Origin of the sequence: cf. Phormidesmis sp. LEGE 11477, assembly GCF_015207105.1 — a bacterium.
Lineage (GTDB): Bacteria > Cyanobacteriota > Cyanobacteriia > Phormidesmidales > Phormidesmidaceae > Phormidesmis.
The window spans coordinates 1-16,363 of sequence record NZ_JADEXO010000126.1 but is presented as its reverse complement, the minus strand read 5'-3'; the positions used below and the strand labels follow the sequence as shown (position 1 = coordinate 16,363).

General features: G+C 49.6%; 12 protein-coding genes and 1 tRNA gene. 7 read left to right on the top strand and 6 right to left on the bottom strand.

What is annotated here, in order from left to right:
• The first annotated feature begins 454 nt into the window (after nt 1-454).
• The 4 genes from glyQ (at nt 455) to IQ256_RS24345 (ending at nt 3,769) form a co-directional block, all read left to right on the top strand.
• Nucleotides 455-1,345, top strand: a complete 891-nt coding sequence (gene glyQ, locus IQ256_RS24360) for a glycine--tRNA ligase subunit alpha (protein WP_193858286.1) — start codon at nt 455-457, stop codon at nt 1,343-1,345.
• 86 nt (nt 1,346-1,431) lie between these two features.
• On the top strand, nt 1,432-1,914 hold the full coding sequence (locus tag IQ256_RS24355) for a DUF4079 domain-containing protein (RefSeq protein WP_193858285.1): 483 nt from the start codon (nt 1,432-1,434) through the stop codon (nt 1,912-1,914).
• A gap of 167 nt (nt 1,915-2,081) precedes the next feature.
• Nucleotides 2,082-3,632, top strand: coding sequence for a ComEC/Rec2 family competence protein (locus tag IQ256_RS24350; protein WP_193858284.1), 1,551 nt, complete (start codon nt 2,082-2,084; stop codon nt 3,630-3,632).
• Between the two features lie 50 nt (nt 3,633-3,682).
• A tRNA-Ser gene (locus IQ256_RS24345) sits at nt 3,683-3,769 on the top strand.
• Nucleotides 3,770-3,804: 35 nt separating this feature from the next.
• Here IQ256_RS24345 and IQ256_RS24340 read toward each other — a convergent pair.
• The 3 genes from IQ256_RS24340 to IQ256_RS24330 all read right to left on the bottom strand — a co-directional run bounded on the left by IQ256_RS24340 (nt 3,805) and on the right by IQ256_RS24330 (nt 8,908).
• Nucleotides 3,805-5,316, bottom strand: coding sequence for an FAD-dependent oxidoreductase (locus tag IQ256_RS24340; protein WP_193858283.1), 1,512 nt, complete (start codon nt 5,314-5,316; stop codon nt 3,805-3,807).
• 105 nt (nt 5,317-5,421) lie between these two features.
• Nucleotides 5,422-7,890 carry an ATP-dependent Clp protease ATP-binding subunit gene (locus IQ256_RS24335; RefSeq protein WP_193858282.1) on the bottom strand — a complete coding sequence of 823 codons (2,469 nt, stop codon included), beginning with the start codon at nt 7,888-7,890 and terminating at the stop codon, nt 5,422-5,424.
• A gap of 463 nt (nt 7,891-8,353) precedes the next feature.
• Nucleotides 8,354-8,908 carry a hypothetical protein gene (locus IQ256_RS24330; protein ID WP_193858281.1) on the bottom strand — a complete coding sequence of 185 codons (555 nt, stop codon included), beginning with the start codon at nt 8,906-8,908 and terminating at the stop codon, nt 8,354-8,356.
• A 283-nt stretch (nt 8,909-9,191) separates the two neighbouring features.
• Here IQ256_RS24330 and IQ256_RS24325 point away from each other — a divergent pair, with 283 nt between their 5' ends.
• Nucleotides 9,192-11,027 carry an ABC-ATPase domain-containing protein gene (locus IQ256_RS24325; RefSeq protein ID WP_370623540.1) on the top strand — a complete coding sequence of 612 codons (1,836 nt, stop codon included), beginning with the start codon at nt 9,192-9,194 and terminating at the stop codon, nt 11,025-11,027.
• A gap of 170 nt (nt 11,028-11,197) precedes the next feature.
• Here IQ256_RS24325 and IQ256_RS24320 read toward each other — a convergent pair whose 3' ends face one another.
• Complete coding sequence (locus IQ256_RS24320) at nt 11,198-12,112, bottom strand: Sll0314/Alr1548 family TPR repeat-containing protein (RefSeq protein WP_193858280.1); 915 nt, start codon at nt 12,110-12,112, stop codon at nt 11,198-11,200.
• Nucleotides 12,113-12,281: 169 nt separating this feature from the next.
• On the opposite strand from IQ256_RS24320, the gene IQ256_RS24315 reads away from it, so the two are divergent.
• A complete protein-coding gene (locus tag IQ256_RS24315; RefSeq protein ID WP_193858279.1) occupies nt 12,282-13,766 on the top strand; it encodes a cobyrinate a,c-diamide synthase in 1,485 nt (494 codons plus the stop codon).
• Nucleotides 13,767-13,780: 14 nt separating this feature from the next.
• On the opposite strand, the gene IQ256_RS24310 is transcribed toward IQ256_RS24315, so the two are convergent.
• Nucleotides 13,781-14,710, bottom strand: coding sequence for a TIGR01777 family oxidoreductase (locus tag IQ256_RS24310; RefSeq protein WP_193858278.1), 930 nt, complete (start codon nt 14,708-14,710; stop codon nt 13,781-13,783).
• 157 nt (nt 14,711-14,867) lie between these two features.
• Here IQ256_RS24310 and IQ256_RS24305 point away from each other — a divergent pair, with 157 nt between their 5' ends.
• Nucleotides 14,868-16,073 carry an SAM-dependent methyltransferase gene (locus IQ256_RS24305; protein ID WP_193858277.1) on the top strand — a complete coding sequence of 402 codons (1,206 nt, stop codon included), beginning with the start codon at nt 14,868-14,870 and terminating at the stop codon, nt 16,071-16,073.
• Nucleotides 16,074-16,150: 77 nt separating this feature from the next.
• On the opposite strand, the gene IQ256_RS24300 is transcribed toward IQ256_RS24305, so the two are convergent.
• Nucleotides 16,151-16,363 (bottom strand): DUF4870 domain-containing protein (locus IQ256_RS24300; protein WP_193858276.1); only part of this gene is annotated, 213 nt, incomplete at its 5' end.

Genomic DNA, 16,363 nt, shown 5'->3' with positions numbered 1-16,363 from the left:
TCAGATAACCTTCTGGCTATCCTTTTGCTTCATGACAATAGCTATGCTATCCTCATAAGCAATTTAATCATTAACGAGGGTCTCGTTAATTAAACTTCTCTAAATTATTCTTCTGTCTAGGTGCTACCGCTCCTGAAGAACGACCGGCGCGAACGCCGCGCCTCCCTTCAGCGCCTAATGAATATAACCCTCTTCTAAACCAACTGTCAACTCCTTTTTACAAGGAAATATTCAAACGGCTGAAATCCTCGCTACGTCTAGACTTTAAAGCTAGGCTCGAGAGCGGCATTACCGCTGAAAGCTCGCGGCAAGAGGAGTTAAACCTTTGACTGAAGCAGATGATGAAGCTCCTGCTCTCTTGAAGCGCACCGTATTGTCTAGTCCATAGCTTTGGTGTTGGCGTGGAGGTGGAGACTGTATAAGGTATTGACAGTACTTCTTGTGGGTAAGTTAAGTGAATTTTCAGTCCGTGATTGCTACTTTGAGTGAGTTTTGGGCTAGCCAGGGATGTTTGATTGTGCAGCCTTACGATACGGAGAAAGGAGCTGGAACTAAAAGCCCACATACCTTCTTAAGAGCAATCGGACCAGAACCGTGGGCAGTTGCTTACGTAGAGCCTTGCAGACGTCCTGCGGATGGTCGATATGGAGAAAATCCTAATCGCTATCAGCACTACTTCCAGTATCAGGTGCTAGTTAAGCCGTCGCCTAGCAATATTCAATATCTGTATTTGGAATCTTTGAGGGCATTGGGGATCATGCCTGAAGATCATGATGTGAGATTTGTAGAAGACAACTGGGAGGATGCAGCTGTTGGCGCGTGGGGTGTGGGTTGGGAAGTGTGGCTAGACGGAATGGAGGTAACGCAGTTCACATATTTTCAGCAGTGCGGGGGACTAGATTGCCGTCCGGTTTCGATTGAGATTACATACGGGTTAGAAAGACTGACAATGTATCTACAGGAAGTAGATGCGATGGCGAAAATTCGTTGGAACGATAGGCTGACTTACGGAGAGGTATACATGCAGGCAGAGATCGAGAACTCGACGTATAACTTCGAAGCGTCTAGTTCAGATCTACTATTTAAGTTGTTTGAATTGTATCAACAAGAAGCTAAGCAGCTTATGGAGAGGGGATTGGTACTGCCTAGCTATGACTATGTATTGAAATGCTCGCATGCCTTTAACTTATTAGACGCGCGGGGAGTCATTTCAGTGACGGAAAGGACGCGGTATATTCGCCAGGTAAGGACACTGGCGAGACAAGTAGCACAGCTATATTACGAGCAGCGGGAAAAGCTCGGATTTCCACTGCTGAATCAATCTTCTGGGGAGACACAAAAGTAGAGAAGTCCGAATTGTTGCAGGCATAGATAGACCTGTGTTAGGAGATCTCTAGGTGTACTGTGTCTTGTGGACTGTGAGAATCTGTTGTGGGTATTACTTTGAGAGCTTATTTGGAGCCAATCGCGAATTGGTTTGCACAGTTTGATTTGCCGGAACCAATTGTGCATTGGGGACATCCAGTGATGATGGCGATTGTGGTGTTTGTAATGGGCGGAGCGGCTGCCTATGCCGGGTGGCAGGGACGTCTGGCAACTGATGAGGGGGTTGCGGTTGAGCAAAAGCAAGCTCATGCGAAGATTGCACCACTGATGTATTTGTTCGTTGTGTTAGGAGCGACAGGCGGAATTTTGTCGTTAGTTATGCAAGGGGAACCCATCTTAGAAAGCCCACATTTTTGGACAGGGGTGGGGGCGATCGCACTGCTGACTACCAATGCTCTGATCGCGGCAACTAAATTTGGTAAAGACAATCAGGCACTCCGTTCAGCCCACGCCTATATCGGCAGCACAGCGATAGTGGTGCTAATTGTCCATGCGGTTTTTGGTGTCCAGCTAGGGCTATCTATCTAGAATTATTTCCTTAGGGCTTACTCAAACTCAGAATGCAGGCACGCTTTGCAAGAGGCTTTCGGTACGTGCCCAAAAGCCTCTTCTTTAGTAGATAGCGGATAGCAGACAGTAGATAGCGAGGTTGATAGATGGGCTCCCTATAGAAAAGCACAATTGGATATAGGGACATGACGCCTTGGGGCAGTTTGGCTATTGCGGCGGCATATATTTTGGGCCTGCTGGCGACCGGGGTCACGGAAGCACGCATTCTAGGGTGGATATCTGTAGCTGGATGTGGCATTTTCTGTGTTGGCGTTTTTAGCAGCCTGGTAGTTCCTCGTATCTGGCGAATCGGACCAACGAGAAGGCAGTGGTGGATAGCAGGATTAGTTGGATTGGTGGCGGCGAGCTATTGCCTCGCAAGAGCGCCGCAGCCCGCCGCTAATGATATCAGCCATTTTGCTGCCGATAATGAGCGGCGGGTGCTAGGAAGGGTGTTGCAGATGCCGCAAACAAGCCGAAATGAGAAAGGCAGGTTTTTTCTAGAGGTGCAATCTGTTAGGGGAGCAGGGACGAAGAACACAATCGAAGCGCCTCGTTCTACTAGCGGCAAGCTATACGTGAGCGCGGCACTAGCACCGAGTAAACGGCTGTATCCAGGTGAGCTAGTCGAGCTGAGAGGAATAATATCCGTAGTCAAAGGGCCTGAGTCGCAGCAGTCTACTGGCTTTGGAGACTATCTGGTTCGGCAGGGCTGTTTTGCTACCTTCAAAGCTTTTTGGATAGAGTTTCTACCCAATCAAGAGCCGCCACGCTGGGCTTTGTGGAAGGTGAGAGCACGAATTGTATCAGCACAGAATCGCTGGCTAGGAGAACCGACAGGGAACTTGCTGAGCGCAATGACGCTAGGACGAAAGGCAGTAGATTTGCCTTTTGATATTAGAGATAGTTTTATTGCAGCGGGATTGGCGCATACATTAGCAGCCTCTGGCTTCCACGTTTCTTTGATACTGGCATTAGTACTAAGCTGTGTGAAGTCTCGACGGGTTCAAACGCAGGCGATCGCAGGTGCATCTGCACTCATTATCTATGTTGGCCTAACTGGATTACAGCCGAGTGTGATTCGAGCGTCAGTGATGGGGGCGGGCATGCTGCTAGGACTCGCAACAGCGCGCAAGGTCAATCCGCTGGGTGGGCTATTGGTAGCAGTGATACTCATGTTGATATCCAATCCGCAATGGATATGGGACGTCGGATTTCAGCTAAGTGTAATGGCGACGTTAGGTTTAATATTGACAGTCCCTAGGCTCATACAGATGTCGGATTGGATGCCGACAACGATAGCAATGGTACTAGCAGTTCCCGTTGCAGCCTATCTGTGGACGATTCCGCTCCAGCTACTGTATTTTCAAGTGCTACCGACATACAGCATTCTACTCAACGGGATCGCTACACCGTTAGTGACCCTGATTAGTATGGGTGGGTTCATTAGCGCGATCACAGCTATCCCAATTCCGCCGATCGGCAGCTTCATTGCTTCCACGCTCTACTATCCAATCCGCATCCTGATCTGGATAGTAAATTGGTTCAACCAGCTCCCTGGTAGTTCAATCGAATTTACTGGAGTAAAAGGATGGCACGTGGCGATCAGCTATGGCGTATACGCGGCGATCTGCGTCTGGCTGTGGCGACGGGATCAGCGGTCACCTAATGACGACTACACAGCGTTTCTCTTCTAGAGTTGAGCGCGGACTTTCTAAGAAATCGGTGTAAGATGTAAGACCATTCTGGAGAGGTGGCAGAGTGGTTGAATGCGGCAGTCTCGAAAACTGTTTTAGGGTCAAACCTAACGGGGGTTCGAATCCCCCCCTCTCCGTTCTTAGTTTTTGCGGCACTCTGGTTTGCAACGCTTTATGGTAGCCAGAACTGTGGCAATAGCTGCGCTCCCAGCTCTCGGACAGTGCGATTGACATGGCGTGCTATCTGGATGTGGGGTTCGTCTGGAACAATAGGGATGATATCAGCAGACCTACCAACCCCTAGTTTGTGAACCACTCGATTGGCAGCTTCTAGGCCAGTCACATAGGCTTTTTCTTGAGACCAAGAGCCGTGCTGGGTAACAATCCAATCACCGCTCATGAAGACATTCGAGAAGCTGGTTGTACCAGGCAATAAGTAGCGATAGCTGCCAGGGGCAAAATGGCTAACACCTTGTCGGATACGGACAACAGCGTGGTCTGTGATTCTTGCATCGCCAAAAGCTGGTATACAGCCAGCAAGGTCTTTTTGAACTAGCGGCAAAACTTGCTCATCTGAAAGATTTAGCAGTTGATTGGCGTGATAGTAGTCAACTTCAACAACGCTACCAGGTTCGTTTTTGTATTCGTCTTGCAAGGAATTGAGATCGAAGAAGGTCCAGCCAGTGGTCTGATGAAAGCCAAAGCAGGCATTGGAAGGAAGCGGAATATCAACCTTGCGGTCGAACCAAAGCCGGGCAGCGAGTACGTCTATGCCATTAAGGTTGGAAAGGTTGCGAAATTCAGGGCGATCGCGCAAAACATCGCTCTGCGCCACAATCTTCTTCATCCCTGTAATCCCGACTGAGAAAATCACCGCATCTGCTTCAAAAACTTCCTCACCGCAGATAACGGCATCGATTTCGTTATCAATACCTACTCGAACATCAGTGACTCGATGGTTGGCTAATATTTTGCCAGCGGCCCTCTCAATCTGCTCCACCCAAGGCCGAAAAATCATCTCACCAACCGTGCCACGACACCAGCGCACATCAAAATCAGGCTGATGCGCCAGGATAAAGTAGTACAGCATACCAAGAGCTGCCGCCGCAGAACATTGCTCACCAGGCGCGAACAAACCGACTAGCAGCATCGGCTCAAACGATTCCTTGTAGAGACGTTCGGATACGCCATACTGCTTGAATAGTTCGCGAGCAGTCATGTTGTCATAGCGTTTCCAAGCCTCGTCAGAATTATCAAAATCGACTAGGGCATAGAGCAGCAGCAGCGCAGACATTCGATCTATCAGCGGCAGGCGTTTGAAGCGGGTGTAGAGGAAGGTGCCTAGCGGTGTCGGCAAATAGGGCTCACGCTGAAAGATTGGCGATTCAACTTCTAAACCAGCGGGTGAGTACTGAGAGGAGCGAGTATAGGGCGTGAATGGCTGAATGCCGAGTTCGTCAGTCAGGGCAAAGATATTGCTGTAGGGATACCAAAAACCGTGAATGCCAGCTTCTACAGACCGACCCTTCGGCGTCTTCCACCCGGCAACTAGACCACCGGGATATGCACCCGCTTCGAGTAGAGTGACCGCATAGCCCTGCTTTGCCAGATGGTAGGCAGCACCTAGGCCAGCCCAACCTGCACCAACAACGACGACTTTCTTTTGAGCAGCAGCATTAGACATAGTGTTGATAGAAAATAGGAAACAAAAAAGCCACGGGTCGATCCGTGGCTTTCTGCGGTTATCACTTAAAAGACTTAAGCTGAAAACTCAAGCCGAAAACATAACTTAGCTAGCACCGATCAGAGCAGGCTCTTTAGCAGGCAGGGCTGTAATTTCACCATCTTTGTCGATGTCGAAGACAACGGTATCACCATCTTTGAGCGTACCTGCAAGGATAGCTTCGGCCAGCCGGTCTTCAACCAGACGAGAGATAGCTCGACGCATAGGTCTTGCACCATAGCGCTGATCGTACCCTTCTTCAACCAATCGATCCTTGAAGGCTTCGGTCATTTCAAAGGAAAGGTTGCGATCGCCCAACCGCTTACCAACCTGCTTGAGCAAAATCCCGGAGATTTCTTTGACTTCATCCTTGGTGAGCTGACGGAAGACGATGATCTCGTCAATCCGGTTAATCATCTCTGGGCGGAAGAACTGCTTCATCTCTTCATTCACTAGGTTGCGAATGTTGTTATAGCGGCTAGTCATACCGTCTTCTTCAGCCAGTTCAAAGCCCAAGCCACCGCCACCTTTCTCAATAACCTTAGAACCGATGTTTGAAGTCATGATGATCAGCGTATTCTTAAAGCTGATCTCGCGGCCCTTAGAGTCAGAAAGACGACCATCGTCCAATACCTGTAAGAGGATGTTGAAAACGTCAGGATGGGCTTTTTCAATCTCGTCCATTAGGATGACGCTGTAAGGCTTGCGACGAACCGCCTCGGTGAGCTGACCACCTTCGTCATAACCAACAAATCCCGGTGGCGATCCGATCAGCTTAGAAACGGTATGCGACTCCATAAATTCCGACATATCCAGCCGAATCATAGACTCTTCAGAGCCAAAGACTGCACTCGCGAGCGCCTTAGCTAGCTCGGTCTTACCCACACCAGTCGGGCCAGAGAACACCAAACTCGCAATCGGGCGATCGAGTCCACGCAGACCAACGCGGGCTCTGCGAACCGCTCTAGAAACAGCTTCTACAGCTTCATCTTGACCGACAACTCGCTCATGCAAGGTGTCTTCAAGATGCATCATCATCGCTGATTCAGTCTCAGTGATAGCGTTAACAGGCACACCCGTCCAAGAGGAGACGATATCGGCAATGTCCTCATCGCTCACTTCAGGCTGTTTCATGATCGAAACATCACCTTCTAACGTGTCTTGAATCTTTTGAGTCAGCGTAGATTCCTTCTCGCGCAGGGTAGCAGCTTGGTCATAATTCTGCTGCTGAATCGCTTCGAGGATGTCTTTTTGAACCTGACGCAGTTCGCTCCGTAATTCGCTCGCTGGGATATTGCGGGAATGGCGTAATCGAACTCTAGAACCCGCTTCGTCGATCAGGTCAATCGCTTTGTCGGGCAAGTGACGATCTGTAATGTAGCGATCGCTCAGAGTTGCTGCCGCTTCTACTGCTTCGTCGGTAATGTTAAGGCGATGGAACTGCTCGTAACGACTACGCAGACCATACAAAATCTCAACCGTATCCTCTACAGAAGGTGGAGCAATGGTAATGGGTTGAAAACGACGCTCTAGCGCCGCGTCTTTCTCAATATACTTACGGTACTCATCTAGAGTGGTCGCGCCAATACACTGAAGTTCTCCTCTAGCCAAAGCAGGCTTGAGTAAATTTGCCGCGTCCATACCGCCTTCCAAGGAACCCGCGCCTACTAGCGTATGAATTTCGTCAATCACTAAAATGACATCTTGCGACTTGCGGACTTCTTCGAGCACCTGGGTGATGCGCTCTTCAAAATCACCTCTAAAGCGGGTGCCAGAAACTAGCAGCCCCATATCAAGGCTAATAACGCGGCGATCGATCAGTGCTTCTGGAACGTCTTGGTTGACAATACGCTGAGCTAAACCCTCTGCGATCGCAGTCTTACCCACACCGGGTTCACCAACTAGTACCGGATTATTCTTAGTACGACGGCCTAATACCTGAACGACACGCTCAATCTCTTGATGACGTCCGATCACCGGATCGAGCTTTCCTTCAGCGGCAACCTCAGTTAAGTCAGTACCGTACTCTGTCAAAACGCTGCTGTTTGACTTCCGCTCTTTCTTTTGACTTCCACCTACCCGGCCAGAAACGACGGGCGTGCTTTCACCAATGACTCGGACCAACTGAGTCCTTATTTTCTCAGGATCTACGCCTAAATTCGCAATTACCCGGTAGGCAACGCTCTCAGAATTTTGAGTCAGGCTAAGCAAAAGATGCTCAGGCTCTATATAAGGATGGTCAAGCTTACGAGCTTCTTGAAAAGCTTGCTCAAAAACTTGCTTTACCTTTGGTGTAAAGGGGATCTCGACCGGACCGTTGCCAGACCCTCGACCGATAATTGATTCGACCTCTGTGCGGGCATTCGTTAGGTTAATGCCAAATTCGTCTAAGACCTTAGCGGCAATGCTAGTATTCTCTTTGATGATGCCAAGCAGCAACTGTTCGCTGCCGACAAAGTTGTGACCCAGGCGACGGGCCTCCTCTTGCGCCTGCATGATGACCGCGATTGCTGTGTTTGTAAAATGCTCAAACATATCTTGAGAGACCTCGAACCCAGTTTTTGTGGTTCGCCTATTACTTTCTGTAGAAGCGCATAGTTCTAGGCTATTTCCCTAGGCTGTATGGCGACAAGAGGCAAGGCGTCCCGTTTATTCTTGCTGGCTTTAGTTAAGTTATTTGTCTACTTATGTCAATATACTTGTATTTAAGCTGTTCTGGCACAAAGGGAAGCCGTACTCAGTGGCGTGTTTTCCGTAATACACAAAAAGCGGGCTAGAAATCCAGATAGTTATTACAAGCGTATATACCTTAGTATACAAAACTTTATCAACTTGCGTGTCTGTCTAGAGGTCTCGTTCACGAGGAACTGCTTTTAGTCAGCTCGATTGGAATATACCCAAAATGGCAGTAGTGGAGATCGCTTTGACACGGGCTAGGCATAAAGGTAATGCTGCTTCCCACACAGATGACGACCGGTTTAAATCTAATAGGCTAAATCTACTGAGCAAAGTCAGCTTCGCAGATAGCAAGGATATCGAGATCTTGTGTCGATACGTTTTCGATTCGGTGAAAGTCTTTGAGGGTATAGGCGGGTGCGCCGCTGCCAGCGGTTAGAGAGCTGTCTGTGGTTAGGGCGATCGCGTAGGGATGGACACTCTGCTCGTAGCTATCGACCACGTTAAGCGCCATGCGATCAGGATGCACTTGACCATAGAAGCAGTCAAACGAAGAACTAGGCTGGTAGAAAGCGCCGATGGTTTGATTGTTGGCCACAGAAAAGATGGCATAGGCGCTACCTATCTGATCGCGCTGCGGGCTTTGTCCAAAGAGGTAAACTCCATCTTCTAAAACAGCAAGATCTTTAACCTGAGACCCTAACTGCCTTGCTGACCGATTGTTATTAGGATTAGCTGAGGTTGGCACCACACCAATGGTAGAAAAGGAAAGTCCTACCACTGCTAGAGATAGCAGCGCTTTTTTGACAGAAGGGCCAAATGAACGGCCAGTTTTATTATGAAGGGTTGCTTTCAAAGGGCGATTTAGAAAAGTCATCGGTGGATACTTGGTAAGGGGGAAGAGGACTAGATGCTTTGCGCCACAGATCTACCTGACTTGGAAAGATTTTTTACTTATTAGTATTTGATCTCTTATTTATCAAATTGAGCCATTTAGAAACTGCACCACCAGAACGGCATAGTCTAGACCGGCATAGTCGCTAAGAGCAGTGGTGAGAAGACTTTCAAAAGGCTCTGATAGCTGAAGCTTAGGCGCTCTTGAGCAGCGATCACCTCTATTGCAAGTAAGATTTCTTAAGTAGGTAGGCAGTAGAGGGGCCGTGACTAGCCACAGAGACGATATAGAACAAAGTGAGACTTGGACAAATCTTCGACATCAGCTCAAAGACCTAGATGGACAGAGTTATAGAGAATACAAGCGTATCAAGGGCAATTACGGATTTCCTGAGTTCAAGCTGAGCATTGACTATGTACAGGGTGATCCTTTTGCTGCGCCTAGTCGCCTTTGTATTCGGGTGTCTCAGACAGTGGCAGGGTTTCCGGTTGAGTGGATAACTGATTATGCGAGCCAGGTGGCGATCGCAGATTACTTGACTAGGCAAGTCGCTCAAGTGGCCCAGCTTTTGCAAAAAAAGAGAGGGTCTGGCAAGAGTGGCAAGATTGAAATTGCTGCCCCGAGTCAAGCTATATTGCGGCGAACAGCTATTTGGCCAGAGGCCGACGCGATTGAGCTCAGGCTGACAGTTGGGCTACCGGCTTTTGGCAGACGGATTGCAGGCATGGCGGCGGCAGCTTTGCTATGTGAAGACATACCGCAACTGGTTTCGCAATGTCTGAAATATGAAGTACTAGATTCAGTCGCCATAGAACGCCATATTCATACGCTCAAAGACGCTGAATCGCTACGTGCTCAGCTTGCAGAAAAAGGACTTGTCGCGTTTGTTGCGGCGGCTTCTTGCTTACCCCGCCGTAGTGGCGTTGACGAAAGACCCCTCAACGAGGCAGCCGATCTCTTTGTTCCGCCTGCAGATAGCTGTATTGCTTTAGAAACGCCGTACAGTGGCCGAGTCCAGGGATTGGGAATTCGAGCTGGCGTGACCTTAATCGTCGGGGGTGGCTATCACGGCAAATCTACGCTGCTGCGAGCTATTGAGCAGGGCATCTATAGTCACGTGCCAGGAGACGGACGCGAGCAGGTAGTTTCTGATGCTAGGACGGTGAAGCTGCGGGCAGAAGATGGTCGAAGTGTGGTGGGCGTGGACATTTCTCCGGTGATTAACCATTTACCTCGGGGCAGAGATTCCCGCCAATTTTCGACAACAAACGCCAGCGGCAGTACGTCTCAAGCAGCAGGATTATTAGAGGCGGTGGAGGCTGGAGCAAAGGTGCTACTGATTGACGAGGATACAGCAGCGACGAACTTTATGATTCGCGATCGCAAGATGCAAGCGCTGATCGCCAAAGACAAAGAACCGATCACACCGTTTGTCGATAAGGTGCGTCAGCTATATGACGACTACGGCATCTCGACCATTCTGGTGATAGGAGGCAGCGGCGATTATTTTGACGTAGCAGATACCGTGATTGCAATGGAAGACTATCAGCCCAAAATTGTAACTACGCAGGCGAAGGCGATCGCAAACGCGGACCCAAATCCTAGAGAGCAAGAAGGCGATCGCAACTTCGGGCCAATCACACCACGAGCCGTCTTACCAGGTAGCTTGCCGGACAGCTTGCCAAGCCGAAGCAAATCAAATCGAAAAGGCGATCGCACTCGTCCCCTAAAAGCTAAAGCCCGCCGAGACAGTTTAATATTGGGCAACGAAACCATCGATCTAAAGGCCATTGAACAGATTGCCGAAGTGCATCAGGTAAACGCGATCGCCCAGGCCATCATTTACGCCGATCGTTACTACTTCGCTCCCGAGCGATCATTCAGCGAACTACTAGATCTGGTCATGGATGATATCGAACGGGGAGGCCTCGATGCTCTGCTAGCTGGCAGCACACCAGTAGATAGACCATCAAATGTATCTTATCGACTGGGAAATCTCGCTATGTTTCGACGGTTTGAGCTGGCCGCAGCTATCAACCGACTCAGAACTGTCAGGATAGAACCTATCAAAACAAAGTCTGTCGAGATAACGCCTATTTAGATAAGTTCTTCATTTAAATGTGACGGGAGAATATATTAAGAACTTATTAAAACCCTCACTCCTCACCTGACTATGTCGATATGGTGTAGAGAAGATACCTCCTAACTGCGTCTCTTGCTCCATTCGGCTGCTTCACTAAAATGTAGCCAGGTGGAGCTTTTTTATGACAATTAATAGCCCACCAGCTCAGAGCATGACGTTGGTTCATCACCTTCAGCCACACAGTTCTCCCAAATAATGCGACGACTGATCGCAGCAGGTAGCTGTTCTTTCTTAGCCAGAGCCTTTGCGAACCACTCTAGGCTTTTATCTGTATTGTCCTGCCCAGCTAGAATCTGAGCCTTCAAATAAAATAGCTCAGGATTATCTGGGGCAGCCGTGAGGGCTTTGTCTATAGCAGCTAAGGCATTGTCATACTGGTCGAGGTCTCGGTAGCCAATAGCAATCGTGCGCTGAGTCGCATAGACCGGATGGCTGTGCTGAGTCATCCTGTTGATAGCTCGCTCCGGGTCGGCAAAGGGAAGATTAACCGCTAGCATTAGATCCATTGAGCCTTTGAGTAGATTGAGCTCAGAGTCTTCAGCATCGATGCTTTCGGCAGCATCAAGTTCATCGAAAACTCGTTGAAGCATACCTAACGCCCTAGGAACTCCCTTAGCCATCCCCTCTGTCTTCAGCATATAAGCGCCTTCTAAAAAGAGACCGACTGCTGTGTAGAGATGTCCGCGCAATAAGTCAGTCTCTTTTAGAGCAACTGCCGTTTCCTGGGTCAAGGCTGCTCGACGAGCGACTTCTTCTAGACCAGTCTCGCCTTTGAAGTAGGCCATAGCAGCGATCAGGGCATGAACTAAGGGCTCGTCGGCCTCGTAGATTTCAGCTTTGGCTAGCGCAGCATCAGCCTTTGTATAGTTACCCTCTTCAAAAATGACTTTGAAAGCAGCTTCTGTATGCTCGCCAATCTCATGGGCATCAGTCGGCCTAAAAGGATCGGCAGCTATGGCGGCAGGGGCGATTCCAAGCGTAGCTGCACCGAGAACGGAAGCCAGTAGCCTCACGGCTAATTGAGCATTTTGAAAGACCATCATATTTATTGCTAAACGATAGAAATCAAGCAGAATGTTCTCTAGATAGAGTATACCTGCGTAATTATGACGAGATTTCGTTAGCGCTGAATGTTCATTGGATACGATCTAACGCAAAGAACGTAAATTACAGAGATGTAAATAAAAGAGTGTAAATAGTAGAGAAAACTGTTTGAGCATTATTTTAGCGGGCGATCGCAGCGGTACTGGAAAAACGACTTTGACGCTCGCCTTACTAGCTGCGCTCAAGGCCGGAGGCCATTGCGTTCAATCCTTCAAGGTAGGGCCAGACTATATCGACCCAATGTTTCACAGCGCCATCACCCAGCGGCCCTGCTACAACCTCGATCCGGTTTTAACTAGCGAAGCCTATGTGCGGCAGAGCTTCTGTCAGCATCGGGTAGGCGCAGACTTTGCCGTTATCGAAGGGGTAATGGGTCTGTTTGACGGCGCTACAGGAACAGACGATACGGCCAGTACGGCGCACGTGGCTCGGTTGCTGGAATTACCGGTGGTGTTGGCAGTGGACTGCGGGCGAATGGCGCGATCGCTCGCCGCTTTAGTACAGGGCTACAGAACGTTTGATAGTCGGGTGAAGATAGCGGGGGTGATCTTGAACCGGGTGGGGAGCGATCGCCATCTTCAGCTATTGAGCGACGCGCTTTCGCAGATTGACATGCCAATCTTGGGCGTATTTCGACGCGAGAAAGATATTGAGCTGCCAAGTCGTCATTTGGGCCTAGTGCCCACTGTTGAAGTTGGCGCATTTGGAAAAATTGCAGAGCGGCTGGCGGAAATCGGAAAGCGATGTTTTGAATGGGGTGAGTTAGAGCCGCTTTTGGAGAGCGGTGGAAGTGACTTCGACTCCGCTCAGTCACCAGACTTCAATTCCGCTCAGTTACCAGACTTCGATTTCAGTCAGTCACTAGGCTTCGACTTCAATCAATCATCTAAAAAAGAGAAGACTGCATCGGCTTTAAATCGGCCTGTCAGAATTAAAGAGAAAAGCGTGAGGATTGCGATCGCTCGCGATGCGGCCTTCAACTTCTACTATCCTGACAACTTTGAGATTCTTGCAGCTCACGGCGCGGACCTGATATTTTGGAGCCCACTACAAGATCAGAGGCTGCCAGCAGCAGACGGCCTGTATTTCGGCGGCGGGTTTCCAGAAGTTTTTGCAGCCGAGCTGAGCGCAAACAAATCTATACGACTTTCTATCCGCCATCTCATGGAAAGAGGAATACCTACCTACGCTGAGTGCGGTGGACTGATGTATCTCAGCGAAACCTTGGTTGATTTTGCGGGGAATGCTTGGCCAATGGTTGGGATGATTCCACAAACTGTCGAGATGAGTAAGCGATTAACTTTAGGCTATCGAAGTGCTCTAGCGCTGGGAGACGGCCCTTTGCTGGTTAACGGACAGACCGCTATTGGTCACGAATTTCACAGATCTAGGATCGTAGAGACATTGACTCGCCCAGCTTATAAAACGCGGCGATATTGGGGAGAAGTAGAAGAACCCAAGCATGAAGGCTATCAGTTACCTCATCTGCATGCATCGTATGTGCATCTGCACTGGGGAAGCCAGCCGCAGCTAGCCGAGCGATTTGTTCAAAGCTGTTGGCGATATCAGCGGCGACTGATCGATCGAGATTAGGCAGGGTTGAGATCTCAGCCAATTCTTTTCACGACATCTGCCAAAGCCTCTTTCGGCTCGGAATAGTCAAAAGAAAAGCCCGCCGCCTGCGTGCGCTCCGGTAGCACCTTTTGCCCCTTGAGCACCACAACCGCACCATCGCCTAGCAGCGCTTCAATCGCGAAGTCAGGTACTGGCAGCCAGGAAGGGCGATCCATTACTTCACCTAGCGTCTGCGCCAGATCCTTCATGCGAACAGGCTCTGGCGCAGTCCCGTTATAGATGCCGTGCATGGACGAATCGAGCAGGGCCTTGAGAAATAGACTCACTAGGTCATCGATATGAATCCAGGAGAACCACTGCTGGCCACTGCCGATCGGTCCACCTGCATAGAGTTTAAAAGGCGTAATCATTTTGGCGATCGCACCGCCATCTCCCAGCACAATCCCCGTCCGAATAATCGCCACTCGCACGCCCGTATCCTTTGCCTTATCGGCCTCAGCCTCCCAAGCCTGACAGACCTGGGACAAAAAGTCGTTTTCAGCTGGTGTACTGGTCTCAAAAAACTCTGCCGTCTCGCTCGTCCCGTAATAGCCAATCGCCGAGCCGCTTACCAAAACAGAGGGCTTTTGCTCAGCCTTTGCGATCGCCTCCACCAGCTTTTCAGTGCCAATCTTGCGACTGTTTAGAATTCGTTTTTTGCGCTCGTCCGACCAGCGTTCAGAAATAGGCTCACCCGCTAGGTTGGCCACCCCTTCACACCCAGAAATTTCTGACTGCCAGTCGCCAGATTGCAGCGGCGTGTAGGCTACATATCCAACGGGATTGAACTTACTGGCCGTAAAAATCTTCTTAGCCTTAGCCACACTTCGGGTAAATACTTTGACATCGTGGCCCTCATCGATCAGACGCTCGACTAAGCGAGAGCCGACAAAGCCCGTAGCACCCGTAATGGCGATTTTCATAGCTAGTTTTGTATTCCTTTCTAATCATTCAACTGCTCTTTATAGTAGCGATCTAGAGCGGTGTCGGGACAGTCGCGCTAGGCATAAGACGAGATATCGGACGACTAAGGCGCTGACGCTCTATGCTGAAAGAAAGTATAGATATGGATATGAAAGCGTGAAGCCTTTGGAGAACATACAGCAGGCGATCGCACAAGAGATTGAGCAAAGTGAGGCAAAGCGGATCACGTTTGCTCAGTTCATGGACTTGGCACTGTACCATCCCCAGTTCGGCTACTATGCTGCGCCCCCTAGCGTCATTGGGGCGCAGGGCGATTTTGTCACTTCACCGCATATGGGTCGCGACTTTGGTGAAGTGGTGGCAGAGCAGTTTGTCGATATGTGGGAAAGGCTAGGTCGACCTAGTCGATTTGATCTCGTCGAGATGGGAGCCGGGCAAGGATTGATTGCTGGAGATGCGATCGCCTACCTCCAATCCCATCATCCCAACTGCTTCTCTACGCTCAACTACACTATCATCGAAAAATCAGATGCGCTCAGAGCAGAACAGCAACAGCGCTTGAGTCATTGGAATGAACAGGGAATTTCTATTAGCTGGCAAAGCTTGAATGCGATCGCGCCTAGCTCCATCACTGGCTGCGCCTTCTCCAACGAGTTAATCGACGCCTTTCCCATCCATTGGCTAGAAATACAGGGTCAGAAGCTGCAAGAAGTCTACGTCACTCAGAATGTCACTCAGAATGAGCATGGCTTTTCGGCTCAGATAGGAGAACTTTCCACCTCCAAACTAGAAAGCTACTTTGAGCAAATTGGGATTGACCTGAGCAACTACCCAGAAGGCTACCGAACAGAGGTAAACCTAGCCGCGCTTGACTGGATTGCTCAAATCGCTGACAAGATAGACCGGGGCTATCTGCTTACCATTGACTATGGATATACCGCCCAGCGCTACTACAGCCCGGCTCGCACAGAAGGCACCTTGCAGTGCTATTACCAGCACGCTCACCACAGCGATCCGTTTATTCACATCAGCGAACAAGACATCACCGCACACATAGACTTTACCGCTCTAGAAGTGCAGGGGACGCGAATCGGTTTGCAGCCGCTTGGATTCACTCAGCAGGGATTGTTTTTAATGGCATTAGGGTTAGGCGATCGCCTCAACGCCCTCTCTCAAGTCAACTCAGATAGAACCGCCAAACCTACAGACATCCAAGCCATCATGCGCCGCCGCGAAGTGCTACAGCAGCTGATCAATCCAATGGGCCTCGGCAACTTTGGCGTACTGATCCAGGCGAAAGGACTAACAGCCAAAGAAATCGCCAGCCCCCTAAAAGGACTGACGATTCCACCGATGATATAAAGCTGACATAGAACTGATGCAGAACCAGAAATGTAGAAAAGCTCCTGCTTCAGAACACCTGCTCTAAACGAGCGCAATTAAAGCGGACGGAAAATAAAGGGATAGCGATACGATTTGTCAGGATCGCTTACACAGCTAAGAATCGCGAATATCGGCATCACCACTTGAACTAACCCTAGCAGCGCCACAAGAGGCAGGCCGATAATCAACATCGCCGGAATAATCAGCAGAACACTGTAGAGCCACATATTAAAGTGGAAATTCAGCGCCTCTTTTGCATTATCTTTGAC